The sequence below is a fragment of the Amycolatopsis sp. NPDC004772 genome (genome assembly GCF_053601215.1).
Map to the genome: position 1 here is coordinate 38,067 of NZ_JBSGBK010000050.1, position 23,406 is coordinate 61,472.

Below are 23,406 nucleotides of genomic sequence, written 5' to 3' on the forward strand. Positions count from 1 at the left end.
GATTGTCTGGGACGATTCAGGAATGGCCACACGACCCTCCGCCGACCACGTCCTCGCCGGCCGCCCCTTCCCGCTCGGAGCCCACCCCGAGGCCGGCGGGGTGCGGTTCGCGATCACGTCCGCCGTCGCGGACGCCGTCGAGCTGTGCCTGATCGACGCGGACGGGTCGGAACGCCGGATCGCGCTCACCGAGCGCACCTTCGGCGTCTGGCACGGCCTGGTGCCCGGGGTGACGCCGGGGCAGCGCTACGGGTACCGGATCCACGGCCCGTACGACCCGGCCCGCGGCCTGCGGTGCAACCCGCACAAGCTGCTCGTCGACCCGTACGCCCGGCAGATCACCGGCGGGCTGACCGACCTCGCCGCGGCCCAGGGCTTCACCGGCGACCCCGAGCGCGGCCCGATGTCCACTGTGGACTCCCTGGGCAGCGTGCCGCTGTCGGTGGTCACCTCGCCGGGCGGGCCGGACACCGGGATCAAGCCGGAGGTGCCGTTCGAGGAGGCGGTGGTCTACGAACTGCACGTCAAGGGCTTCACGCAGCAGCACCCGTTCATCCCGGAGGCGCTGCGCGGCACCTACCTCGGCCTGGCCCACCCGGTGGCGATCGAGTACCTGACCCGCCTCGGCGTCACCTCGGTCGAGCTGCTGCCGGTGCACGCGTTCCTCGACGAGCCGTCGCTGGTCCGGGCCGGACGGCACAACTACTGGGGGTACTCGCCGCTCGGCTTCTTCGCCCCGCACGCCGGCTACGCCAGCGAACCCGGGCACGAGGTCGAAGAGTTCCGGCTGATGGTGGCCGCCCTGCACGCGGCCGGTATCGAAGTGATCCTCGACGTCGTGTTCAACCACACCTGCGAGGGCGGGCCGGACGGGCCGACGCTGAGCTTCCGCGGGCTGAACGCGCCGGTGTACTACCTGCACACCGAGCGCGGGCACATGGCCGACATCACCGGCTGCGGCAACACCCTGGAGGCCGGTTCGCCGACGGTGGTCCGGCTGGTGACCGACTCGCTGCGGTACTGGACGCAGGAGATGGGCGTCGACGGCTTCCGGTTCGACCTCGCCAGCACCCTCGGCCGCCCGCGCGGGGGAGCGTTCGACCCGGCGTCGACGCTGCTCACGGCGATCACCACCGACCCGGTGCTCTCGCGGTGCAAGCTGATCGCCGAGCCGTGGGACGCGACCGGCGAGGGCTACCGCGTCGGCGGCTTCGGGGCCCAGTGGGCCGAGTGGAACGGCCGCTACCGCGACACCGTGCGGGACTTCTGGCGCGGCGCGACCGGCGTCCGCGACCTCGCCTACCGGCTGTCCGGCTCGTCGGACCTGTACGACCACAACCTCCGGCGGCCGTGGCAGTCGATCAACTTCGTCACCGCGCACGACGGCTTCACGCTGCGGGACCTGGTGTCCTACAACGAAAAGCACAACGAGGGCAACGGCGAGGACAACCGCGACGGCACGAACGACAACCGTTCGTGGAACCACGGTGCCGAGGGGGAGAGCGCCGAGCCGGCGATCCGCGCGCTGCGCACCCGGCAGGCCCGGAACATGTTCGCCACGCTGCTGCTGTCCACCGGCACCCCGATGCTGACCATGGGCGACGAGTTCTGGCGGACCCAGCGCGGCAACAACAACGCGTACTGCCTCGACGACGAGACGTCGTGGTTCGACTGGACGCCGGACACCCCCGAGGCCGAGGCCATGCTCGCGTTCGCCCGCCGGGTGGTGCGGCTGCGCGCGAACAGCCCGGCGCTGCGGCAGCCGGAGTTCTTCGAAGGCCGGACCACGCCGACCGGCAAGCCGGACCTGGTCTGGTTCCGCCCGGACGGCGAGGAGTTCGGCGAAAGCGACTGGTTCGAGGACCGCCACACGCTCGGCATGTGGATCGACGGCTCGAACAGCCAGGCCCGCAACCGCGAGGGCGAGCTGGTGCCGGACCACTCGTGGCTGCTCTGGCTGCACGCCGGCGACGCCCCGGCCGAGGTGATCCTCCCGGGCCGCGAGTACGGCGAGACGTTCAAGCCGACCCTCGACACGAGCACCGCCGACGGCAGCCCGGCCAACCCCGGCACCCTGGAGGCCAAGAGCCGGGTCACCCTCCAGTCCCGCTCCCTCCTCCTGCTCCGCGCCCCCCGCCTCGCCGCCGAACCCCGCCCCGAGCCCTACTGACCCGTACGACCCGGCGAGCACAGCGGGAATCGTCCGTTCGGGTACGGGTCTTGGCCGTTCGGGTTCGCGTGTCGTTCGCGCGCCGGCTTAACCTGCCGGACATCCGCTGGAAATTCGTTGCGGCGGAAGCGTTTCGGTCGGCGGGGACTGGGTACATGCCTAAAGAACCCTGCCTCGTGGGCGCTTGATCGAGTCAGGCAGACTGTCGCCGTCTGCGTCCAACCGACACATCGAAGGGCGTTGCCCATGACCGGCCGGCTCGGCATCGACGACGTCTCCCCCAGCGTGAGCTGTGGCCGGTATCCGGCCAAAGCCGTTGTGGGGGAACACATCCCGGTCTTCGCGACCGTCTGGCGCGAGGGCCACGACGCCGTCGCGGCGACAGTCGCGTGGCGGGGCCCGGAAGACCGGTTGACCCGCCAGACGCGGATGGTGCCGCGCGGTCCCGACCACCCCGACGAGTTCGCCGCGGTGATCGCCCCGGACACCACCGGGATGTGGACGTTCCGGATCGACGCGTGGAGCGACCCCTGGGCGACGTGGGAGCACGCCGTCGAGGTGAAGGTCGCCGCCGGGCAGGGCCCCGAAGACCTCGCCAACGACCTCGAGAACGGCGCCCGGCTGATCGAGCGCGTCTCCCGCCGCCCGGACCGCCGCGGCGAGAAGGCGCTCCTGACCGGCGCGGTGAAGGCCCTGCGCGACGAGGAGCGCAGCCTCGCCGAGCGCGTCGGGCCCGCGCTCTCGCCCGAGGTCCGCCAGGTCATGCGCGAGTTCCCCGTGCGGGAGCTGATCACCAAGGGCAAGCCGCACAAGGTGTGGGTCGACCGCCGCCGCGCCGCGTACGGCTCCTGGTACGAGCTGTTCCCCCGCTCGACCGGTGGCCTCGACGCCGAGGGCAAGCCGGTGCACGGCACCTTCGCCACCGCCGCGACCGCGCTCGACCGCGTCGCGAAAATGGGCTTCGACGTCGTCTACCTCCCCCCGATTCACCCGATCGGGCGAGTGAACCGCAAGGGACCCAACAACACCCTCGACGCCAAGCCGGAGGACGTCGGCTCGCCGTGGGCGATCGGCGCCGACGAGGGCGGCCACGACTCGATCCACCCCGAGCTGGGCACCTTCGAGGACTTCGACGCCTTCGTCGCCCGCGCGGACGAGCTCGGCATGGAGGTGGCGCTCGACTTCGCGCTGCAGGCCGCGCCCGACCACCCGTGGGTCCTGAAGAACCCCGAGTTCTTCACCACCCGCCCGGACGGCTCGATCGCCTACGCCGAGAACCCGCCGAAGAAGTACCAGGACATCTACCCGATCAACTTCGACAACGACCCCAAGGCCGTCTACGAAGAGATGCTGCGGGTCATCACCGTCTGGATCGACCACGGGGTGAAGATCTTCCGGGTCGACAACCCGCACACCAAGCCGCCGGACTTCTGGGCCTGGCTGATCCAGTCGGTCAAGGACGCCCACCCGGACGTGCTGTTCCTGGCCGAGGCGTTCACCCGCCCGGCGCGCCTGTGGGGCCTGGCCCGGCTCGGCTTCACCCAGAGCTACACCTACTTCACCTGGCGCACCGGCAAGCAGGAACTGATCGACTTCGGCATCGACCTGCGGGAACACTGGAACGAGGGCCGGCCGAACCTGTTCGTCAACACGCCGGACATCCTCCACGAGTCGCTGCAGCGCGGCGGCCCGGGCATGTTCGCGCTGCGGGCGGCGCTGGCGGCGACGCTCTCGCCGACCTGGGGCGTCTACTCCGGCTACGAGCTGTTCGAGCACGTCCCGGTCCGCGAAGGCAGCGAGGAGTACCTGGACTCCGAGAAGTACCAGCTGCGTCCACGCGATTTCGAGCGCGCGCTCGCCGAGGGGCGTTCACTGGAGCCATGGCTGGCGAAGCTGAACGCCGTCCGGCGCGCGCACCCGGCGCTGCAGCAGATGCGCACCCTGCACTTCCACCACGTCGACAACGACGCGTTGCTGGCCTACTCCAAACAGGACCCGGCCACCGGCGACACCGTGGTCACGGTCGTCACCCTCGACCCGTACGGGCCCCAGGAGGGCACGCTCTGGCTCGACACCGGCGCGCTCGGTTTCGAAGCGCACGAACGGCTGATCGCCCACGACGAGGTCACCGGCGACACCTGGGACTGGGGCCCGGCGAACTTCGTCCGCCTCGAACCCTGGCGGGCGGTGGCCCACGTGGTGTCGGTGCGGCGGCGGCTGGCCGGCTGAGAACGGAAGGACAGGAATCCGAGGGACTGAGGTGGCAACACATGGTGGATGAAGGCCTTCCCGAGGCGGTACCCGGGCTGGAGGGTGTGCCGCACACCGGCGAGGCGATGACCGCCGACGGCATGCTCGTGGAACCGCAGGCCGGGGACTTCCGCTCGGCGCAGCAGGCGCCGAGCAACCCCGAGTGGTTCAAGGGCGCGGTGTTCTACGAAGTGCTGGTGCGCGCGTTCGCCGACTCCAACGGCGACGGCACCGGCGACCTGCGCGGCCTGGCCGGGCGGCTCGACTACCTGGCCTGGCTGGGCATCGACTGCCTGTGGCTGCCGCCGTTCTACGCCTCGCCGCTGCGCGACGGCGGGTACGACATCAGCGACTTCCGCGCGGTGCTGCCGGAGTTCGGCAGCGTCGAGGACTTCGTCTTCCTGCTCAACGAAGCGCACCGGCGCGGCATCCGGGTGATCACCGACCTGGTGCTCAACCACACCTCGGACGCGCACCCGTGGTTCCAGCAGTCCCGCAGCGAGCCCGACGGCCCGTACGGCGACTACTACGTCTGGAGCGACGACGACTCCCGCTACGCCGACGCGCGGATCATCTTCGTCGACACCGAGACGTCGAACTGGACCTACGACCCGGTCCGCGGCCAGTTCTACTGGCACCGGTTCTTCTCCCACCAGCCCGACCTGAACTACGAGAACGTCGACGTCCAGAACGCGATGATCGACGTCCTGCGGTTCTGGCTCGACCTGGGCATCGACGGGTTCCGCCTGGACGCCGTGCCGTACCTGTTCGAGCAGGAGGGCACCAACTGCGAGAACCTGCCGCGCACGCACGAGTTCCTCAAGCGCTGCCGCAAGGTCGTCGACGACGAGTACCCGGGCCGGATCCTGCTGGCCGAGGCGAACCAGTGGCCCTCGGACGTCGTCGAGTACTTCGGTGACCCGCAGGTCGGCGGCGACGAGTGCCACATGGCGTTCCACTTCCCGCTGATGCCGCGGATCTTCATGGCCGTGCGCCGCGAATCGCGCTTCCCGATCTCGGAGATCCTCACCCAGACCCCGGAGATCCCCAGCGGCACGCAGTGGGGCATCTTCCTGCGCAACCACGACGAGCTGACCCTCGAGATGGTCACCGACGAAGAGCGCGACTACATGTACGCGGAGTACGCCAAGGACCCGCGCATGAAGGCGAACATCGGCATCCGCCGGAGGCTCGCGCCGCTGCTGGACAACGACCGCAACCAGCAGGAGCTGTTCACCGCGATGCTGTTGTCCCTGCCGGGCTCGCCCGTTCTGTACTACGGTGACGAGATCGGCATGGGAGACAACATCTGGCTCGGCGACCGCGACGCGGTCCGCACCCCCATGCAGTGGACCCCGGACCGCAACGCCGGGTTCTCCTCCTGCGACCCCGGCCGGATCTACCTGCCGGTGATCATGGACCCGGTGTACGGCTACCAGGGGCTGAACGTCGAGGCGCAGTCCAACAACAGCTCGTCGCTCCTCAACTGGACCCGCCGGATGATCGAGGTGCGCAAGCAGCACCACGCGTTCGCCGAGGGCGAGTTCGTCGACCTCGGCGGGTCCAACCCGAGCGTGCTGGCCTACAAGCGCCAGTGGCGGCGCCCGGACGGCGGCGAGGACGTCGTGCTCTGCGTGAACAACCTGTCCCGGTTCCCGCAGCCGGTGGAGCTGGACCTGTCCGCGCACCGCGGGTGCACGCCGGTGGAGCTCACCGGCGGCGTGCGGTTCCCCAGCATCGGGGACCTGTCGTACCTGCTGACGCTGCCCGGGCACGGCTTCTACTGGTTCCAGCTGACGAGCCCGGGAGACGAAGGCGAAGCGAGGTGAGTCCCTTGTCCGACCCGCGCGAGCTGGTCGACGACCTGACCGAGGACCTGAAGCGCTGGCTGCCGGAGCAGCGGTGGTTCGCCGGCAAGGACCGGTTGGTCACCGGCGTCCGGACGCTCGGCGTGACCGAGCTGGTGTCCGGCGATCCACAGCTCCTGCACGTGGTGATCGAGGTCGTCCAGGACGACCGGCGCGAGCCCTACCAGCTGCTGGTGGGCCGCCGGACGCATCCGCCGGAGATCGCGTCGACCAGCTGGATCGGGGCCGTCGGCGACCTCAACGCCTACGAGGCGTCCGGCGACCTCGACGTCACCGGCGTGCTGCTGGACCTGATGGCCCGCGAGGAGTCCGTGGGATCGCTGACCTTCGAGCACGAGCCCGGTGTCGAGCTGGAGACCGGCCTGCGGGCCCGGCCGATCACCTCGGAGCAGAGCAACACGTCCCTGGTCTACGCCGGGCAGTACATCCTCAAGCTGTTCCGGAAGCTGTCGCCGGGCAAGAACAAGGACCTGCTGCTGCACCGCGCGCTGCAGGCGGTGGGCAGCAAGCACATCGCGGCCCCGCTGGGCTCGATCACCGGCGACCTGGACGGCGAGCCGACCACGGTCGGCATGCTCCAGCAGTTCGTCCCGGACGCGGTCGACGGCTGGGCGATGGCCACCACCAGCGTCCGCGACCTGATGGCCGCGCCGGAGCTGCACGCCGAGGAGGTCGGCGGCGACTTCGCCGGCGAGGCGGAGCGGCTCGGGCGGGCCGTCGCCGAGGTGCACGCGGACCTGGCCGAGGCGCTCGGCACCGAGCCGGTGGACGCCGACGAGCTGGAACGCTCGGCGAAGGCGATGCTCGACCGGCTCGACACGATCGCCGCGCGCGTGCCCGAGCTGGCCGCGCACGCCCCGGCGCTGCGGGCGGCGTTCGAGAAGCTGCGCACCCTGCCGCTGGACTCGGTGACCATGCAGTACATCCACGGCGACCTGCACCTGGGCCAGGTGCTGCGGACCGTCGGCGGCTGGCTGCTGATCGACTTCGAGGGCGAGCCGGCGGCCCCGGTGGAAGAACGGCACGCGCTCCGGTCGCCGTTGCGCGACGTCGCGGGCATGCTGAGGTCGTTCGACTACGCGGCCCAGCAGATGCTGGTCGGCCAGCCGGACGACAGTGCGCTGGCCGAGCGCGCGCACGAATGGTCGGAGCGCAACCGGGCGGCGTTCTGCGAGGGCTACGCCGCGATCGCGGCGGACCCGCGGGAGCAGGGCGAGCTGCTGCGCGCCTTCGAACTGGACAAAGCGGTCTACGAAGTGGGTTACGAGCACGCGAACCGGCCGGACTGGCTGGGCGTGCCGCTCGCCTCGATCGCCCGGATCACTAGCGGAGGGACGACACCGTGAACGCGGTCCCCGAAGGCCTCCCGGCCGCGGCCCCGCCGGCCGCGGACATCGACCGGCTGCTCGCCGGGTCCCACCACGACCCGCACTCGGTGCTGGGCGTGCACGCGGTGGGCAAGGGCTTCGCGGCCCGGGCGCTGCTGCCCGGCGCGAAAGGCGTCACGCTCCGCGCGGGCGGCGAGAAGTACCCGATGGAACCGGTGATCGACGCGCTGTTCGCCGTCGCCGTGCCCGAGCACCCCGGTGACTACCGGCTGGAAGTCGAGTACGACGGGCACACGGCGACCGCCGACGACCCGTACCGCTGGCTGCCCACGGTGGGCGAGCTGGACCTGCACCTGATCGGCGAGGGCCGGCACGAACGGCTCTGGGAGGCGCTCGGCGCGCACGTGCGGTCCTACGAGACCCCGGGCGGGGTCGTCGAGGGGACGTCGTTCGCGGTCTGGGCGCCGAACGCGCGCGGGATCCGGGTGATCGGCGACTTCAACGGCTGGGACGGGCGCGGGCACGCGATGCGCTCGCTGGGCTCGTCCGGCGTCTGGGAGCTGTTCGTGCCCGGTGTCGGCGCGGGCACCTGCTACAAGTTCCGGATCCTCGGCGCCGACGGCAACTGGCACGAAAAGGCCGACCCGCTGGCGTTCGCCACCGAGCAGCCGCCCGCGACGGCGTCGGTCGTCACCAGTTCCGCTCACGTCTGGGACGACGACGAGTGGGTCGCCCGGCGCGAAGCCACGCAGTGGGCCGCGGCGCCGATGAGCGTCTACGAGGTGCACCTCGGCTCGTGGCGGCCCGGGCTCGACTACCGGGAACTGGCCGACCAGCTCGGCGACTACCTCGTCGAAACCGGTTTCACGCACGTCGAGCTGCTCCCGGTGTCGGAGCACCCGTTCGGCGGCTCGTGGGGCTACCAGGTGACGTCGTACTACGCGCCGACGTCCCGCTTCGGCTCGCCGGACGACTTCCGCTACTTCGTCGACCGCCTGCACCAGCGGGGGATCGGCGTCCTGGTGGACTGGGTGCCGGCGCACTTCCCGCGTGACAGCTGGGCGCTGGCCCGCTTCGACGGCACGCCGCTGTACGAGCACGCGGACCCGCGCCGCGGCGAGCAGCCCGACTGGGGCACGCTCGTGTTCGACTTCGGCCGCAACGAGGTCCGCAACTTCCTGGTCGCCAACGCGCTGTTCTGGCTCGACGAGTTCCACCTCGACGGCCTGCGCGTGGACGCCGTCGCGTCGATGCTGTACCTCGACTACTCCCGCAAGGAAGGGGAGTGGCTGCCCAACCAGTACGGTGGGCGGGAGAACCTCGACGCGGTGCGGTTCCTGCAGGAGCTGAACGCGACCGTCTACAAGCGACACCCGGGTGTGGTGATGGTGGCCGAGGAGTCGACGGCCTGGCCGGGCGTCACCCGCCCGACGCACCTGGGCGGCCTCGGGTTCGGCTTCAAGTGGAACATGGGCTGGATGCACGACACGCTCCGGTACCTCTCGCACGAGCCGATCCACCGGGCCTACCACCACAACGAGATGACGTTCTCGCTCGTGTACGCGTGGAGCGAGAACTTCGTGCTGCCGCTGTCGCACGACGAAGTGGTGCACGGCAAGGGATCCCTGTGGGGCCGCATGCCGGGCGACGCGTGGAACAAGGCGGCCGGGCTGCGCTCGCTGCTGGCGTTCATGTGGGCGCACCCGGGCAAGCAGCTGCTGTTCATGGGCGGCGAGTTCGGCCAGCCGGGGGAGTGGTCGGAGTCGCGCTCGCTCGACTGGCACCTGATGGACGAGCCGCTGCACCTCGGCGTCTGGGAGCTGCTGCGGTCGCTGAACACGGTGTACCGGTCGTCCCCGGCGCTCTACAGCCAGGACACCTCACCGGACGGCTTCCGCTGGATCGACGCGAACGACTCCAGCGGCAACGTGCTGAGCTTCCTGCGCATCGGCACCGACGGCTCGCGGTTGGCCTGCGTGGCCAACTTCGCGGGCGTCCCGCACCACGACTACCGGGTCGGCCTGCCTTCGGCGGGCCGCTGGCTGGAGGTCGTCAACACCGACGCCGAGGCCTACGGCGGTTCCGGCGTCGGCAACATGGGCGCGGTGGAGGCGGTCAAGGAGCCCTGGCACGGCCAGCCGGCCTCCGCCGTCCTCCAACTCCCCCCGGCGGGCGTCCTCTGGCTGGTCGAAGAAGCCCGGGAGACCCCCGAACTCCCGTGACCCACCCCGGAACTCGCGAGTTCCGTCTTCAATCACGCGAGTTCCGGCTCTGATCACGCGAGATGCGCCGAAAAGGCTTCCGCCGGGCGGGTGGTGCGGGCTTACCATCGGGGGATGGATGGCGCCGGTGGCGTCCTCGCGAACCTGATCCTCTTCGCCGTGGTCTGTCTCGCGCCCACGGTGCTGTTCTGGTGCGCGCTGCGCGTCCCCAAGGTGGTCGGCTGGATCCGGGAGAAGCGCGCGAAGCCGCAGCCCGAAGGCCCGCCGATCGAACGGGTCGCCGCGGACCTGCGGCGGGTGCACCGGCTGCTCGTCGACTATCCGTCCGGGACGCCGGCCGCCCGGCGGCTCGGCACCCGGCAGGCCTACGACGAGCTCCTCACCGTGGCCTGCCGCCAGGTCGGCGTCCCGCATCGGCTCGGGGAGCTTCCCGAGGGAATGGACCGCGAGATCGAGCGCCTGCGCGTCGAGCAGTCGCTGCGGGAGCGCGGCCTCGCCGTGCCCTGAAACGCGGAAACCCCGCCACCGAAGTGACGGGGTTTCCGTTGTGCCGTGGAGAAACTCAGTCCAGGTAGTCGCGCAGGACCTGGGACCGCGACGGGTGGCGCAGCTTCGACATCGTCTTCGACTCGATCTGCCGGATGCGCTCGCGGGTCACCCCGTACACCTGGCCGATCTCGTCGAGCGTGCGCGGCTGGCCGTCGGTGAGGCCGAAGCGCAGGCGGACCACGCCCGCCTCGCGCTCGGACAGCGTCTGCAGCACCGACTGGAGCTGGTCCTGCAGCAGCGTGAACGACACCGCGTCCACCGCGACGACCGCTTCGGAGTCCTCGATGAAGTCACCGAGCTGCGAGTCGCCCTCGTCGCCGATCGTCTGGTCGAGCGAGATCGGCTCACGCGCGTACTGCTGGATCTCCAGGACCTTCTCCGGGGAGATGTCCATTTCCTTCGCGAGCTCTTCCGGGGTCGGTTCGCGGCCGAGGTCCTGGAGGAGTTCACGCTGTATGCGGCCGAGCTTGTTGATGACCTCGACCATGTGCACCGGGATGCGGATGGTGCGCGCCTGGTCGGCCATCGCGCGGGTGATCGCCTGACGGATCCACCACGTGGCGTACGTCGAGAACTTGTAGCCCTTGGTGTAGTCGAACTTCTCCACCGCGCGGATCAGGCCGAGGTTGCCCTCCTGGATCAGGTCCAGGAACGCCATGCCGCGGCCGGTGTAGCGCTTGGCCAGCGAGACCACGAGCCGGAGGTTCGCCTCCAGCAGGTGGTTCTTGGCGCGCTCGCCGTCACGCACGATCCACTTGAGATCGCGGCGCATCTGGGTGACGAGCTTCTCGCCCTCCTCCTCGGCGGTGCGCACGCGCTCGGCGGCGTAGAGCCCGGCCTCGATCCGCTTGGCCAGCTCCACCTCCTCCTCGGCGTTCAGCAGCGCGACCTTGCCGATCTGCTTGAGGTAGGCGCGAACGGAGTCGGCGGAGGCGGTGAGCTCGGCGTCCTTGCGCGCCTGGCGCAGCGCCTCGGACTCCTCCTCGTCCCAGACGAAGTCCGGGTTGTCGGAGCCCTTCGCCGCCTTGTCGGCCGCGGCGCCGCGGCGACGCTGAGCCGGCGTCTCCTCGTCGGCTTCTTCGTCGTCATCGTCGTCGTCGGCCGAGTCGGTGTCCGGCTCGTCGTTGACCGTCTCGTCGACGACGTCGACCTCGACCTCTTCCAGATCCGACAGGTCGGGCGAACCGAGGTCTTCGTCCTCGAGGTCGCCGGGACCGTCCGGCTCGCCGTCTTCGGTCTTCGCGCCCTTGGTCACGGCCTTCTTCGCCGGTGCCTTCTTGGCCGGCGCCTTCTTGGCGGTGGTGGTCTTGCGGGCCGCCGGCTTCGCCGTCCCGGTGGCTGCCTCTTCGGCCGGCTCGCCGGCTGCGGTCGCGGTCTTCGTCCCGCCTCGGGTTGCGGTTCTTGCGGCTGCCACTTACGCCCTTTCGCAGCGGTCGATCACGACGAGCAACGGCACGGGTGCCACTGCTGCCTCACATTCGGGGATCACGCCTCGGCCTGCGGTTTTGCCCTCCGCAGCCGTGGGCCGTGTTCCATTGTAACGACGGTACGCGCATGCGGTGCGAAGCGATCACCCTCAGCGCCGATTCAGTGCTCGATGCCCTCCGCCGCGGCGGCCGCGGCGCCGACGATGCCGGCGTTGTTCTGCAGGCTCGCCACCAGCACCGGAGTGCGGATGTCCAGCAGCGGCACCCATTTCTCGGCCTTCTTGCTGACCCCGCCGCCGACGATGAACAGATCCGGCCAGATCAAGTTCTCCAGCACGGTCAGATAACGGTGCACCCGCTTGGCCCATTCGGGGTAGGAGAGCCCCTCGTTGTCCTTCACCGAAGCGGCCGCGCGCTTCTCGGCGTCGTGACCGTCGATCTCGAGGTGGCCGAATTCGGTGTTGGGGACGAGCTTGCCGTCCTGGAACACCGCGCTGCCGATGCCGGTGCCGAAGGTGAGCAGCGCGGTGACGCCCTTGCGCGCGACCGGGTCGCCGAAGCGGATCTCCGCCATGCCCGCCGCGTCCGCGTCGTTCAGCATCGCGATCTGGTCGACGCTGCGGCCGAGCCGCTTGGCGAACAGCGCGTCGGCGTCGGTGCCGATCCACTGCTTGTCGATGTTGGCCGCGGTGTGCGCGACGCCCCGCTTCACCACCGCCGGCAGCGTGACGCCGACCGGGCCGTCCCAGCCCGCCTGCGTGACGACGTCGTGCACGACGTCCGCCACCGCCGACGGCGTGGACGGCTTCGGCGTCTCGATCCGGATGCGGTCGCCGATGAGCTGACCGGCGTCCAGGTCGACCAAGGCGCCCTTGATCCCGCTGCCGCCGATGTCGATGCCGAAACCTCGGCGGGTCGCCTCCACCACGGACGTGGTCCCTTCTCGCACGATTCAGAAGCCTGCCTCGGAGACTTTAACCGGATGTGGTGACATGTCGGACGTGGGAGTTGACGAGTCGTTGCTGAAAAGCGTCGCGGTGCAGGTCGCGACGGAAGCCTCCGCCCTGGTCCGCGAGGCCTGGGAGGGCATGGCGGATGGCCGGTCGGTGGCCGTGGGCACCAAGTCCGGGGCCACCGACGTGGTGACCGCGGTGGACCACGAGTCGGAGGAGCTGGTGCGCTCGCGGCTGGCCTCGCTGCGGCCCGGCGAGCCGGTGCTGGGCGAGGAAGGCGGCGGTGCGGCGGGCGACGGCGTCACGTGGGTGGTCGACCCGATCGACGGGACGGTCAACTTCCTCTACGGCCTGCCGTGGTTCGCGGTCTCGGTGGCGGCCCAGGTCGGCGGGGTGTCGGTGGCCGGGGCGGTGGTCGAGCCGGCGAGCGGCCGCGTGTGGTCGGCGGCCCGCGGCCAGGGCGCGTACCTCGACGGACGGCGCCTGGCGGTGTCGGCGCCGTCGAGCCTGGAGGTGACGTTGGTCGGAACCGGTTTCGCGTACTCGCCTGCGCGGCGGACGCGGCAGTCGCGCTTCGCGGCCTCGCTGCTCGGGCACGTGCGCGACATCCGCCGCAACGGGGCGGCCTCGCTGGACCTGTGCGCGGTGGCGGCGGGCTGGCTGGACGCGTACGTCGAGCACGGCCTCAACCGCTGGGACTGGGCGGCGGGAGCGCTGATCGCGGCCGAGGCGGGCGCGGAGGTCGTGTTGCCGGGGGCGGCGCCGGAGCTGGGCGCGGACGCGACGTACGCGGCGGCGCCGTCGATCGCGGACCCGCTGCGGAAGGTCCTGTCCGACTGCGGCGCCGCGGAGGTCTGAGCCTCCCGGCGCGACCTCCGGCGGCCGGGCCCGGGTCGCCTCGGGCGGCCGAAACTGTCGGTGCCGTCCGGTAGCGTGGAAAACGGGGGGCGCCCCCGCGGGGCCGAGTGTCGGCGCAGGTCAGCGGGTCAGCAGGCGACGTCGCGGGCCGAGGCCAGCAGTGTCTGGTCCACCACCGGTGCCTTCGCGCCCGCGGACTGCTCGTTGCCGCCGCCGCCCTGGTGGGTCTTGGACCAGTCGGCGAGCTGCGTGATGATCTGCTTCGCCTCCGCGCGGGGCCGCAGGTCGCCGAAGAGGGTTCCCGTCACCAGGTCGACGCTCGCGTCCTTGCGGTTGTCCTGGACCAGCTCCGCGCACGGCACCACCAGGCTGAGCGTCCGGGCCGCGGTGACGCCGTTCTCGCCGAAGCGGATCTGGCCGCGGCACTTGGCCTCGCGGTTCTCGTACGCCGGGTCGTTGGCCGGGTCGGCGGCGCTGGTGAACCCCAGCTCCTTCAGCGCGGTCGTGGCGATGCCGCCCTGGCCGCGGCTGCCCGAGGCGTTGAGGACCCGGTAGGCGACCTTGTCCGGCGGGACCGGGGCGCGGTCGTCGAGCGCGTTGTGGGGCAGGCTGCTGAACGTGACGCCCGGCGGCGGGCTGGCGGGCGGGTCGCACTTGACCGCCTCGTCGACGTCGCCCTTGCCGATGGCCGCGTTCACCCAGACGACGATCGCGCCGACGGCGAGCACGCCGATGACGATCAGCGCCGGCAGCGGCTTGTGCTTCCGATACGGCCGCGTCCCACGGTCCCCGATGCCGTTCCCCGACGCCACCTGCCCGTCCCTTCCCGAACACGGCCGTGCGCACCGGGCACCGCCGAGGCCGGTCAGCCTAGGCGCTGCGACCGACACGCGTCGTCCCGGGTCACCCCCGTGGGCTCCCGTGTCAATTCTGCGGTACCGGACCCCGGCCGGACCGATCCCCGTGGCAGCGATCGCACCACGCCGGGGTGGCGCGGGGCAAGCGGACACGGGTCGCGCGTGAAGTTCTCCACCTGCGGGCAACCCGAACGGACGACAACGCGTCTTACCTGCGGGTTCCCCCTGTCGGGTGACGATTCCCCGGCAATGTCTGACTCGTTGCAGAACCCGGACGGCGGTGAGCTACCCTTCCCGGGCTCCGGCCGCAGGAAGAGGCCCGAAAAGAAGAGACCTCGGTCACTTCGGCCGTCGGGCACAAACAGGGGCCCTGGAACGTTGACCAGCGGCACGGCGGACTCACGGGCGCATCCGGGAGTCCGGGAAAACGACTACACAAGCTGATCGCAGGGGTGAGGGACACATGGCTACCGACTACGACGCTCCGCGCCGCAGCGAAGCCGACGAGCTGGCCGAAGACTCGTTGGAGGAGCTCAAGGCCCGGCGGAACGAGAACCAGTCCGGCGTCGTCGACGTCGACGAGGACGCGACCGCCGAGAACTTCGAGCTGCCGGGTGCCGACCTCTCCGGGCTTTCCGGTGAGGACATGACCGTGAAGGTGGTGCCGAAGCAGGCGGACGAGTTCACCTGCTCCGTGTGCTTCCTGGTGCACCACCGCAGCCGGCTGGCCGAGGACAACGGCGGACGCCTGATCTGCCGCGACTGCGCCTGAGAAGCGCAGAGGGGTTCTCGGACACAGGGGACGAACAGACGCGACGGAGAGCCTCGAGGGAGACCGGGGGAGGCTCGAAGCGCGCTGGGGACAAGGGGGCCGGCCGGCAGGCCGGCCCCCTTCCCATGTCCGGACGGCGATCAGGCGCCCTTGAGCAGCTCGGCGACCTTCTCCGGGTGCCGGGTGCTGAACAGCCAGTACGGCGTCGGGTCGTTCGCGTCGGTCAGGTGCACCTTCACGACCGGGCCGACCCAGCCGCGGTGCAGCACGTAGGCGGCCGGGTCGCCGTCGCGGCCCAGCGCCTTGCGCTTGGCCTCCTTGTCGAAGACCTCCACCTCGCCGGCGTAGCGCAGCGGCAGGTGGGCGTCGCCGACCCACAGTTCCGGCTCGTCACCCCCGGTGATCCGGACCTTCGACCGGCCCAGCGACAGCAGCAGCGCCACGACCACCGGCAACGCGATCACGTACGGCAGCCACGCCCGGATCCCGGGGTACCCGAGGTCGATCTCGGCCGCGAGCAGGACCGCCCCCAGCACCGGCAGCGGCCAGCCCCACCACGGGACGTACAGCCGTTCGGAGTGCCGGACCGTCGCGTTCGCGGCCGTCTTCGCTGATTCACCCACGGGTAGAGAGTAATCTCGCCGCCCGTGTCCAGCGTTCAGGTACTCCTCTCCCGGCTCGATCCGGATGTCCCGCCGCCCGCCTACGCCCGACCGGGCGACGCGGGCGCCGATCTCGTCACCACCTCGGATATCGTCCTCGGACCCGGGGAACGCGGCGTCGTCGGCACCGGCGTCGCGATCGCGCTCCCGCCCGGGTACGCGGGGTTCGTCCACCCGCGGTCGGGCCTGGCCGCCCGGGCCGGCCTCTCGGTGGTGAACACCCCGGGCACGATCGACTCGGGCTACCGCGGCGAGATCAAGGTCTGCCTGATCAACCACGACCCGGTGCACCCGCTGGAGCTGACCCGCGGCGACCGCATCGCCCAGCTGGTCGTGCAGCGGGTCGAGCACGCCGAGTTCGTCGAAGTCGACACCCTCGACGCGACCGAGAGGGGCGACGGAGGCTACGGCTCGACGGGTGGACACGCCACACTGGAAGCACCGGCGCTCGCCGCGAGCGCCGCCACGGGGGAAGGAACGGAGAAGTAGTGGGGATTTTCGGACGCAAGCGGCGGACCGAGGGCGGGTCCGCGGGACGGCACGCCGCGCCCGAGGCCGAAGACACTTTCGAGGACGAGGCGTACGACGAGGAATCGGAGCTTTCGGACGTTTCCGACGGCCCGTTCGATGTCGCGGACTTCGAGGACGACGGCATCCCGCGGATCGACCTCGGCTCGGTGAAGGTGCCGGTGCCCGACGGCTCCCAGGTCCAGGTCGAGATGGACCCGGAGGCCGGGGGCGTGCGCGCGGTGCACGTCGTCACCGAGCAGGGCCAGATCACGGTCAGCGCGTACGCCGCGCCGCGCTCGGGCGGGCTGTGGCGGGAGGTCAGCTCCGAGCTGGCCGATCAGCTGCGCTCCGACGGCGCCAAGGTGACCTTGGGCCGCGGCGTGTGGGGCCTGGAGATCTCGGCCATCATCGGCGACGTCGCGCTGCGCTTCGTCGGCGTCGACCGCCCCCGCTGGATGCTGCGCGGCGTCATCGCCGGCCCCCAGTCGGAGGCCGCGGCGGCCGTCGAGGTGCTGCGCGAGATCGTCCGGCGGACGATCGTCGACCGCGGCGACGCGCCGATGCCGGTCCGGACCCCGCTGACCATCACGCTGCCCGACGCGGTCGCCGAGCACATCGCGGCCCAGCAGCAACAGGGCTGACCCGCTCCTGAAGGGCGCTCTCACCGCGGTGAGAGCGCCCTTCAGCGCGTCTTGAGGGCCCTCAGGAAGGCGAGGACGGTCGCCCGGCCGAGGGACTCGCGGTCCGCGCCCAGCGCCGTGAGCGTCGTCTCGCCGAGGGCCGCGCGCGGGAGTGCGCTCGCCCACTCCGATGCGACTTTCGTCGGGTGGATCGGGTCGTCGGTGCACGTGCCGATCCCGGCCGGGACGGCCAGCGCCGCCAGTTCGGCGAGGGTGGGGGAGGGCCGGCCGGCCGCGACGCGCAGGCCGTCCGCCAGCCCGTCGCCGTGGCGCCGCCACGCCCGGTCCAGTTCCGCCCGCAGCCACGCCGGGCTGCCTTCGGTCTGCGCCAGCGCGGCGCCGACGCCGGAAGCGGCCGCCAGATCCGCCGTCAGCGTCGCGGCCTGCGAGGCGGGTGCCGGGCCCGGGACGCCGTTCCAGGCCGGGAGCGCGGCCAGCAGGCCCCCGCAACGGGCCTGGTTGCGCACGGCCCACTCCGCGGCGAGGTGGGCGCCGAACGAAATGCCGCCGACGAGCAGTTCGCCGTGTTCGCCCGCCAGCGCGTCGAGGGCCGCCAGGTAGCCGTCGGCGAGCGCCGCGCCCGGGGGCGGGGGTGGCGCGATGAGCGGGACACCGAGGGCGCGCAGGGGCCGTTCGAAGACGGCCCGGACGAACACTTCGTCCGAGCCGGTGCCGGGCAGCAGCACCGCGGTGGGAACTCTGATTGCGGACGTCACGTTGCAATCCTTGCGCAAAGGCGTTTCCCTGACGGGGACCGCAGTACGCTGGAATCGCACGGGCCGCAAGCAGTTTGTCGGGGGCCCCGGAGCACAGGAGCACCTATGTCCGCCAAAGACGGCGGCTACTTCAGCCGGCTGGTACGCAAGCTGACCAGCGATGTCGAGGATCTCGACGCCGACGAGATGTCGATGAGGTCGGGCGCCGAGGGGGCGCAGCGGGCCTGCGACTGCCGCTCGGGCGAAGAGGTCACCGTGATGGGGCGGCTCCGCAGCGTCGAGCTCTGCCCGACCAACGAGGCCGCCACGCTGGAGGCCGAGCTGTTCGACGGAACACAGGGCGTGACGCTAATCTGGCTCGGCCGCCGCCGGATCCCGGGCATCGAGCCTGGCCGGACGATCAAGGTGCGCGGCCGGATGGCCGAGCGTGACGGCCAGAAGGTGCTGTACAACCCCTATTACGAGCTCCAGAGCCCAGTGAGTTGATCACCCAAAGTGACTGAATCCGCCCCGAGCGAGAAGAAGACCGACGGCGAAGAGCCGCAGCCGACCCTGCTCGAGCAGATGGGCGGCGTGTCCGGCCTGATCTACTCGTCGGTGCCGGTGATCGTCTTCGTGCTGGCGAACTCGTTCTTCGGCCTGACCGCGGCCATCTGGACGTCGATCGGCAGCGCGGTGGCCATCACGGTGCTGCGCGTGGTCCGCAAGGAGCCCCTGCAGCCGGCGATCTCCGGTTTCTTCGGCGTCGCGATCGCGGCGTTCATCGCCTACCGCACGGGGTCGGCGAAGGGGTTCTTCCTGTTCGGCATCTACGCGAGCTTGATCTACTGCGGCATCTTCGTGCTGTCGGTGGTGGTCCGCTGGCCGATCGCGGGCGTGGTCTGGAACATGCTCAACGGCACGGGCCAGGCGTGGCGCAAGGACAAGCCGTCCCGCTACGGCTACGACATCGCGACCTTGGCGATGGCGGCGATCTTCGCGGCCCGGTTCGTGGTGCAGCGGTGGCTCTACCAGGAGGACTACACGGGCTGGCTGGCCTTCGCGAAGATCGCGATGGGCTACCCGCTGTACGCGCTGGGCCTGCTGGTGGTGGTGTGGGCGGTCCGCCGCTCGGACAAGCGCCTGAAGGCGATGGCGGAGTCCGAACCGGCCCCGGAGACCGACGCCGAGGTCGAAGCCCGGCTGCGCGAAAAGTACGCCCAAGCCCCCGAAGCCTGACAACCCCCGTAGGCCTTTAGCCGGCCACCGCGCTGCGAAGCGCCACAACCCGCGCGCGAGGGGGACCCCCCCCGGTTTTTACGTTACCGGCAGGCACCGACAGTTTCGCCGTGTCGACCGCCCGATCACGCGTGATGCCGCTCCAGTCACGCGAGAGGCCCGTCCGATCACGCGAGAAACCTCTTCCGGCACGTGAGATCCGGGTTCAAGCACGTGAGATCCGGGGCCAAGCACGCGAGATCCGGGGTCAAGCACGCGAGGTCCGCATCGAGTCACGCGAGTTAGCGAGTCCCGTCTCCGGTTCACGCGAGTCCCGCTCGGAATCACGCGAGGTGCGCGAGGCCCGGAGCACGAGAACCCGCGCCGCGATCAGGCGACGTGGGGTCCGGCGATGTCCGCCGGGCCCGCTCCGACGCACCGCCTCCGCACACCCAACCGCCCGGGCCGGATCATGCCGAGCCGTGCGGCAAGAGGCCCCGAGAGCCCCGAAGCCGGCAACCCGCGCGCGTAGGGGCGCCCCCGGTTTCCACACTACCGGCAGCCACCGACATTTCCGGTCACCCGCCACCGGCCCAAACCCCACGCGAAGGCCCCCGGCGCGCGAGCCGGGGGCCTTCCGCAGCAGTCCTCAGTAACCCAGCGCCGTCCGGATCTCCGGCTCCACATCCGCGGTCGCCACGAAAAGCAGCTCGTCCCCCGGCTCCAGCGGATCCTCCGGCTGCGGCACGATCACCCGGTCGCCCCGCAGGATCGTCACCAGTGCCGCGTCGCGCGGCAGCGTCAGCTCGCTCACCGGCTTCCCGGCCAGCGGTGTCTCCGCCGGCAGCGTCAGCTCGACCAGGTTCGCGTTGCTCTGCCGGAACGTCATCAGCCGCACGAGGTCGCCGACGCTGACCGCCTCCTCGACCATCGCCGCCAGCATGCGCGGGGTCGAGACCGCCACGTCGACGCCCCAGGCGTCGGTGAACAGCCACTCGTTGGCCGGGTTGTTCACCCGGGCCACGACCCGCCGGACCGCGAACTCCGTCTTCGCCAGCAGCGAGACCACCAGGTTCGCCTTGTCGTCGCCCGTTGCCGCGATCACCACGTCGCACTGCTCGATCCCGGACTCCTCCAGGATCGAGACCTCGCACGCGTCCCCCAGCACCCAGTCGGCCTGCTCGACCGCGTGCGGCTCGAACTGGTCGGCTTCGCGCTCGATGAGCATCACCTGGTGCCTGCCGTCGATCAGCTCGGCGGCGATGGAACGGCCGACCGCCCCCGCGCCCGCAATCGCGACCCTCATGCCTCGTCCTCCGGTTCGCGGTGGGCCACACTGGTCACGTCGGTGACGGTGCCGGACCGCGCGGCCACCCACACGACGTCGTCGGCCTGCAGCACCGTCTTCGTGTCGGGGAGCACCCCGGTGCCGAAGCGCATGATGAACGCCACCCGCGCGCCGGTCGCCTCCTGCAGGGACTTCACCGAGTGACCGACCCAGCCCTCGTGCAGCGGCAGCTGCAGCAGCGCGACGTTGCCCGACGGGTCCCGCCACGCCGACGCGACGCCGTCCGGCAGCAGCGTGCGCAGGAACCGGTCGGTCGTCCACGGTACGGTCGCCACCGTCGGGATGCCCAGCCGCTCGTACACGGCCGCGCGCTTGTGGTCGTAGATGCGCGCGACGACGTGCTCGATGCCGAAGTTCTCCCGGGCGACGCGCGCCGAAATGATGTTCGAGTTGTCGCCGCTGGACACCGCCGCGAACGCGCCGGCCCGCTCGATGCCGGCTTCGATCAGCACCCGGCGGTCGAACCCGACGCCGACGACCTGCTGGCCGTGGAAGTCGCTGCCGAGCCGGCGGAACGCCTGCTGGTTCTTGTCGATGACGGCCACCTCGTGGCCGAGCCGCTCCAGCGCAGCGGCCAGGGACGCGCCGACCCGGCCGCATCCCATGATCACCACGTGCACGCCCTGCCTCCTCCTCGGCGGTTACCCGTCCGTACCTACCCCTATCTACCAGCGCCGAACCTACCGTGCCCCTCGCCCGTTACGCTTCCGTGGTGTCGAAGTTCCCGACCGTGCTGAAACGCCTGGTCCTCGGACGTCCGTTCCGCAGCGACCGGCTGTCCCACACGCTGCTGCCCAAGCGCATCGCGCTGCCGATCTTCGCGTCGGACGCGCTCTCGAGCGTCGCCTACGCGCCGGAAGAGATCTTCCTGACGCTGAGCGTCGCCGGGCTGTCCGCGTACGCGCTCGCGCCGTGGATCGGCGTCATGGTCGCCCTGGTCATGCTGGTCGTCGTCGCCTCGTACCGGCAGAACGTGCACGCCTACCCGAGCGGCGGCGGCGACTACGAGGTCGCCAACACGAACCTGGGCGGCAAGTTCGGTCTCACCGTGGCCAGCGCCCTGCTCGTCGACTACGTGCTGACGGTCGCGGTGTCCACTTCGTCCGGTGTGGCCAACATCGGCTCGGCCGTCCCGTGGGTCGCGCAGCACAAGGTGCTCGCGTCGATCGTCATCGTGGTCGTGCTGACGTCGCTGAACCTGCGCGGCATCCGCGAGTCGGGCAAGGCCTTCGCAATCCCGACATACGGGTTCATCATCGGCATTCTCGCCATGGTCGCCTGGGGTCTGGTGCAGGCCGCCACCGGCACCGAGATGAAGGCCGAGAGCGCCGGGTTCACGCTGACCGCCGAAGGCACCTTCGCGGGTGTCGGGTACGCGTTCCTGGTGCTGCGGGCGTTCTCCTCCGGCGCGGCGGCGCTGACCGGGGTCGAGGCGATCAGCAACGGCGTCCCGGCGTTCCAGAAGCCGAAGTCGAAGAACGCGGCCACCACGCTGCTGATGATGGGCCTGCTCGCGGTCACCATGCTGGTCGGCATCATCACGCTGGCCACGATCACCGACGTCAAGTTCGCCGAAGACCCGGCGCGGCAGCTCGAAGGCGCGCCCGCGGGCTACGAGCAGAAGACGATCGTGGCGCAGATCGCGCACGCGGTGTTCGCCGACTTCCCGCCGGCGTTCTACTACATCTCCTTCTCCACCGGCATCATCCTGCTGCTGGCCGCGAACACCGCGTTCAACGGCTTCCCGGTGCTGGGCTCGATCCTGGCGCAGGACCGCTACCTGCCGCGCCAGCTGCACACCCGCGGCGACCGGCTGGCGTTCTCCAACGGCATCCTGTTCCTGGCCGCCTTCGCGCTGGTGCTGATCATCGCGTTCGACGCCGAGGTGACCCGGCTCATCCAGCTCTACATCGTGGGTGTGTTCGTCTCGTTCACGGTCAGCCAGGCGGGCATGATCCGGCACTGGAACCGGTTGCTGGCCAGGGAAACCGACCCGGGCGTGCGGCGGCGGATGCGGCGCTCGCAGACCGTCAACGCCATCGGCCTGACCATGACCGCGACCGTCCTGGTGATCGTGCTGATCACCAAGTTCCTGCTCGGCGCCTGGATCGCGATCGCCGCGATGGTGGCCATCTTCGCGCTGATGACGGCGATCCGGCGGCACTACGACCGCGTCGCCGACGAGCTGAAGGAACTCGGCGACACCCCGACCGTGCTGCCGTCGCGCAACCACGCGATCGTCCTGGTGTCCAAACTGCACCGGCCGACGCTGCGCGCGCTGGCCTACGCCAAGGCGATGCGCCCGGACGTCCTCGAAGCCGTGACGGTCAATGTGGACGATGCCGACACCCGCAAGCTCACCGCCGAGTGGGACGCGCACAACTTCAAGGTGCCGCTGAAGGTCGTCGAATCGCCCTACCGCGAGATCACGAAGCCCGTCCTCGACTACGTGAAGCGCGTGCGCGGTGACAACCCGCGCAACGTGGTCACCGTGTTCATCCCGGAGTACGTGGTCGGGCACTGGTGGGAGCAGGTGCTGCACAACCAGAGCGCACTGCGGCTCAAGGGCCGGCTGCTGTTCCAGTCCGGCGTGATCGTGGCGAGCGTGCCGTGGCAGCTGGAGTCGTCGGCCAAGGCAGCCGCGCGGGTCCGCAACGAACGCCCGGCCGCGGGCGACGTCCGCCGCGGGTTCTCGCCCAACGGGAAGCCGGTCGCGGCGCCGAAGCCCAAGGAGCCTGCCGAATGACGAGCTGGCTGGGCCGCGTCCTCGAGGTCGAGGTCGGCGCGGTCGCGCACGGCGGCCACTGCGTCGCCCGCGTGGACGGGCGGGTCGTGTTCGTCCGGCACGCGCTGCCGGGCGAACAGGTCCGCGTCGAGATCACCGAGGACAACGGCGGTTCGTTCTGCCGCGGCGACGCGATCGAGGTGCTCGGCGCGTCGCCGCCCCGGGTGGCCCCCCCCGCCCCCCGGGCCGCGCCCGGGCGGGGCAGGGCGTGGGCGGTTGAGCACCCTTCGCACCCCCACCCACCCACCGACCAA

At 70.9% G+C, this 23,406-nt stretch carries 21 protein-coding genes; 14 read left to right on the forward strand and 7 right to left on the reverse strand.

The annotated features are described in order from the left end of the window. Positions 1-22 precede the first annotated feature (22 nt). The 6 genes from glgX (at position 23) to ACWEF6_RS26770 (ending at position 10,345) form a co-directional block, all read left to right on the forward strand. On the forward strand, positions 23-2,170 hold the full coding sequence (gene glgX, locus ACWEF6_RS26745) for a glycogen debranching protein GlgX (RefSeq protein WP_449685441.1): 2,148 nt from the start codon (positions 23-25) through the stop codon (positions 2,168-2,170). 246 nt (positions 2,171-2,416) lie between these two features. Beyond that, positions 2,417-4,399: a maltotransferase domain-containing protein gene (locus ACWEF6_RS26750; RefSeq protein ID WP_449685442.1), complete on the forward strand. Its 1,983-nt coding sequence runs from the start codon at positions 2,417-2,419 to the stop codon at positions 4,397-4,399. A 41-nt stretch (positions 4,400-4,440) separates the two neighbouring features. Continuing rightward, on the forward strand, positions 4,441-6,249 hold the full coding sequence (gene treS / locus ACWEF6_RS26755; protein ID WP_449685443.1) for a maltose alpha-D-glucosyltransferase: 1,809 nt from the start codon (positions 4,441-4,443) through the stop codon (positions 6,247-6,249). A 5-nt stretch (positions 6,250-6,254) separates the two neighbouring features. Continuing rightward, the gene (locus ACWEF6_RS26760) at positions 6,255-7,634 is read left to right on the forward strand and encodes a maltokinase N-terminal cap-like domain-containing protein (RefSeq protein WP_449685445.1); all 1,380 of its coding nucleotides are present in this window, start codon (positions 6,255-6,257) and stop codon (positions 7,632-7,634) included. After that, positions 7,631-9,838, forward strand: a complete 2,208-nt coding sequence (gene glgB / locus ACWEF6_RS26765; RefSeq protein WP_449685446.1) for a 1,4-alpha-glucan branching protein GlgB — start codon at positions 7,631-7,633, stop codon at positions 9,836-9,838. The genes ACWEF6_RS26760 and glgB overlap by 4 nt, the downstream gene beginning before the upstream one ends. Positions 9,839-9,952: 114 nt before the next feature. Then, positions 9,953-10,345, forward strand: a complete 393-nt coding sequence (locus ACWEF6_RS26770) for a hypothetical protein (protein WP_449685447.1) — start codon at positions 9,953-9,955, stop codon at positions 10,343-10,345. 55 nt (positions 10,346-10,400) lie between these two features. Here ACWEF6_RS26770 and ACWEF6_RS26775 read toward each other — a convergent pair whose 3' ends face one another. Both ACWEF6_RS26775 and ppgK read right to left on the reverse strand, forming a co-directional pair. Continuing rightward, on the reverse strand, positions 10,401-11,801 hold the full coding sequence (locus ACWEF6_RS26775) for an RNA polymerase sigma factor (protein ID WP_449685448.1): 1,401 nt from the start codon (positions 11,799-11,801) through the stop codon (positions 10,401-10,403). A 173-nt stretch (positions 11,802-11,974) separates the two neighbouring features. Beyond that, positions 11,975-12,742, reverse strand: a complete 768-nt coding sequence (gene ppgK, locus ACWEF6_RS26780) for a polyphosphate--glucose phosphotransferase (protein ID WP_396136973.1) — start codon at positions 12,740-12,742, stop codon at positions 11,975-11,977. Between the two features lie 64 nt (positions 12,743-12,806). Between ppgK and ACWEF6_RS26785 the strand changes: the two genes are divergently transcribed. Next, complete coding sequence (locus ACWEF6_RS26785; RefSeq protein ID WP_449685449.1) at positions 12,807-13,625, forward strand: inositol monophosphatase family protein; 819 nt, start codon at positions 12,807-12,809, stop codon at positions 13,623-13,625. 128 nt (positions 13,626-13,753) lie between these two features. On the opposite strand, the gene cei is transcribed toward ACWEF6_RS26785, so the two are convergent. Continuing rightward, positions 13,754-14,437: an envelope integrity protein Cei gene (cei, locus tag ACWEF6_RS26790; protein ID WP_449685450.1), complete on the reverse strand. Its 684-nt coding sequence runs from the start codon at positions 14,435-14,437 to the stop codon at positions 13,754-13,756. 508 nt (positions 14,438-14,945) lie between these two features. Between cei and ACWEF6_RS26795 the strand changes: the two genes are divergently transcribed. Then, the gene (locus ACWEF6_RS26795; protein WP_013224476.1) at positions 14,946-15,254 is read left to right on the forward strand and encodes a DUF4193 domain-containing protein; all 309 of its coding nucleotides are present in this window, start codon (positions 14,946-14,948) and stop codon (positions 15,252-15,254) included. 140 nt (positions 15,255-15,394) lie between these two features. Here the strand turns inward: ACWEF6_RS26795 and ACWEF6_RS26800 are convergent, their stop codons facing one another. Beyond that, positions 15,395-15,877 carry a DUF3093 domain-containing protein gene (locus tag ACWEF6_RS26800; RefSeq protein WP_449680724.1) on the reverse strand — a complete coding sequence of 161 codons (483 nt, stop codon included), beginning with the start codon at positions 15,875-15,877 and terminating at the stop codon, positions 15,395-15,397. Between the two features lie 24 nt (positions 15,878-15,901). Between ACWEF6_RS26800 and dut the strand changes: the two genes are divergently transcribed. Both dut and ACWEF6_RS26810 read left to right on the forward strand, forming a co-directional pair. After that, positions 15,902-16,405 carry a dUTP diphosphatase gene (gene dut / locus ACWEF6_RS26805; RefSeq protein WP_449685451.1) on the forward strand — a complete coding sequence of 168 codons (504 nt, stop codon included), beginning with the start codon at positions 15,902-15,904 and terminating at the stop codon, positions 16,403-16,405. Beyond that, the gene (locus ACWEF6_RS26810; protein ID WP_449685452.1) at positions 16,405-17,067 is read left to right on the forward strand and encodes a DUF3710 domain-containing protein; all 663 of its coding nucleotides are present in this window, start codon (positions 16,405-16,407) and stop codon (positions 17,065-17,067) included. Before dut ends, ACWEF6_RS26810 begins: the two co-directional genes overlap by 1 nt. Before the next feature lie 41 nt (positions 17,068-17,108). Here the strand turns inward: ACWEF6_RS26810 and ACWEF6_RS26815 are convergent, their stop codons facing one another. Beyond that, complete coding sequence (locus ACWEF6_RS26815; protein ID WP_449685458.1) at positions 17,109-17,792, reverse strand: alpha/beta hydrolase; 684 nt, start codon at positions 17,790-17,792, stop codon at positions 17,109-17,111. A 135-nt stretch (positions 17,793-17,927) separates the two neighbouring features. Between ACWEF6_RS26815 and ACWEF6_RS26820 the strand changes: the two genes are divergently transcribed. Both ACWEF6_RS26820 and ACWEF6_RS26825 read left to right on the forward strand, forming a co-directional pair. Continuing rightward, entirely contained in the window at positions 17,928-18,308 is a 381-nt protein-coding gene (locus ACWEF6_RS26820) for an OB-fold nucleic acid binding domain-containing protein (protein ID WP_003074944.1), read from the forward strand. A 9-nt stretch (positions 18,309-18,317) separates the two neighbouring features. Next, positions 18,318-19,040 carry a DUF3159 domain-containing protein gene (locus tag ACWEF6_RS26825; RefSeq protein ID WP_449685453.1) on the forward strand — a complete coding sequence of 241 codons (723 nt, stop codon included), beginning with the start codon at positions 18,318-18,320 and terminating at the stop codon, positions 19,038-19,040. A 628-nt stretch (positions 19,041-19,668) separates the two neighbouring features. On the opposite strand, the gene ACWEF6_RS26830 is transcribed toward ACWEF6_RS26825, so the two are convergent. Continuing rightward, positions 19,669-20,325, reverse strand: coding sequence for a potassium channel family protein (locus ACWEF6_RS26830; protein WP_003067924.1), 657 nt, complete (start codon positions 20,323-20,325; stop codon positions 19,669-19,671). Further along, positions 20,322-20,987 carry a potassium channel family protein gene (locus ACWEF6_RS26835; protein ID WP_310974893.1) on the reverse strand — a complete coding sequence of 222 codons (666 nt, stop codon included), beginning with the start codon at positions 20,985-20,987 and terminating at the stop codon, positions 20,322-20,324. Before ACWEF6_RS26835 ends, ACWEF6_RS26830 begins: the two co-directional genes overlap by 4 nt. A 92-nt stretch (positions 20,988-21,079) precedes the next feature. Between ACWEF6_RS26835 and ACWEF6_RS26840 the strand changes: the two genes are divergently transcribed. Beyond that, the gene (locus ACWEF6_RS26840) at positions 21,080-23,113 is read left to right on the forward strand and encodes an APC family permease (protein WP_449685454.1); all 2,034 of its coding nucleotides are present in this window, start codon (positions 21,080-21,082) and stop codon (positions 23,111-23,113) included. Further along, positions 23,110-23,406 (forward strand): TRAM domain-containing protein (locus ACWEF6_RS26845; protein ID WP_449685455.1); only part of this gene is annotated, 297 nt, incomplete at its 3' end. The genes ACWEF6_RS26840 and ACWEF6_RS26845, both read left to right, overlap by 4 nt.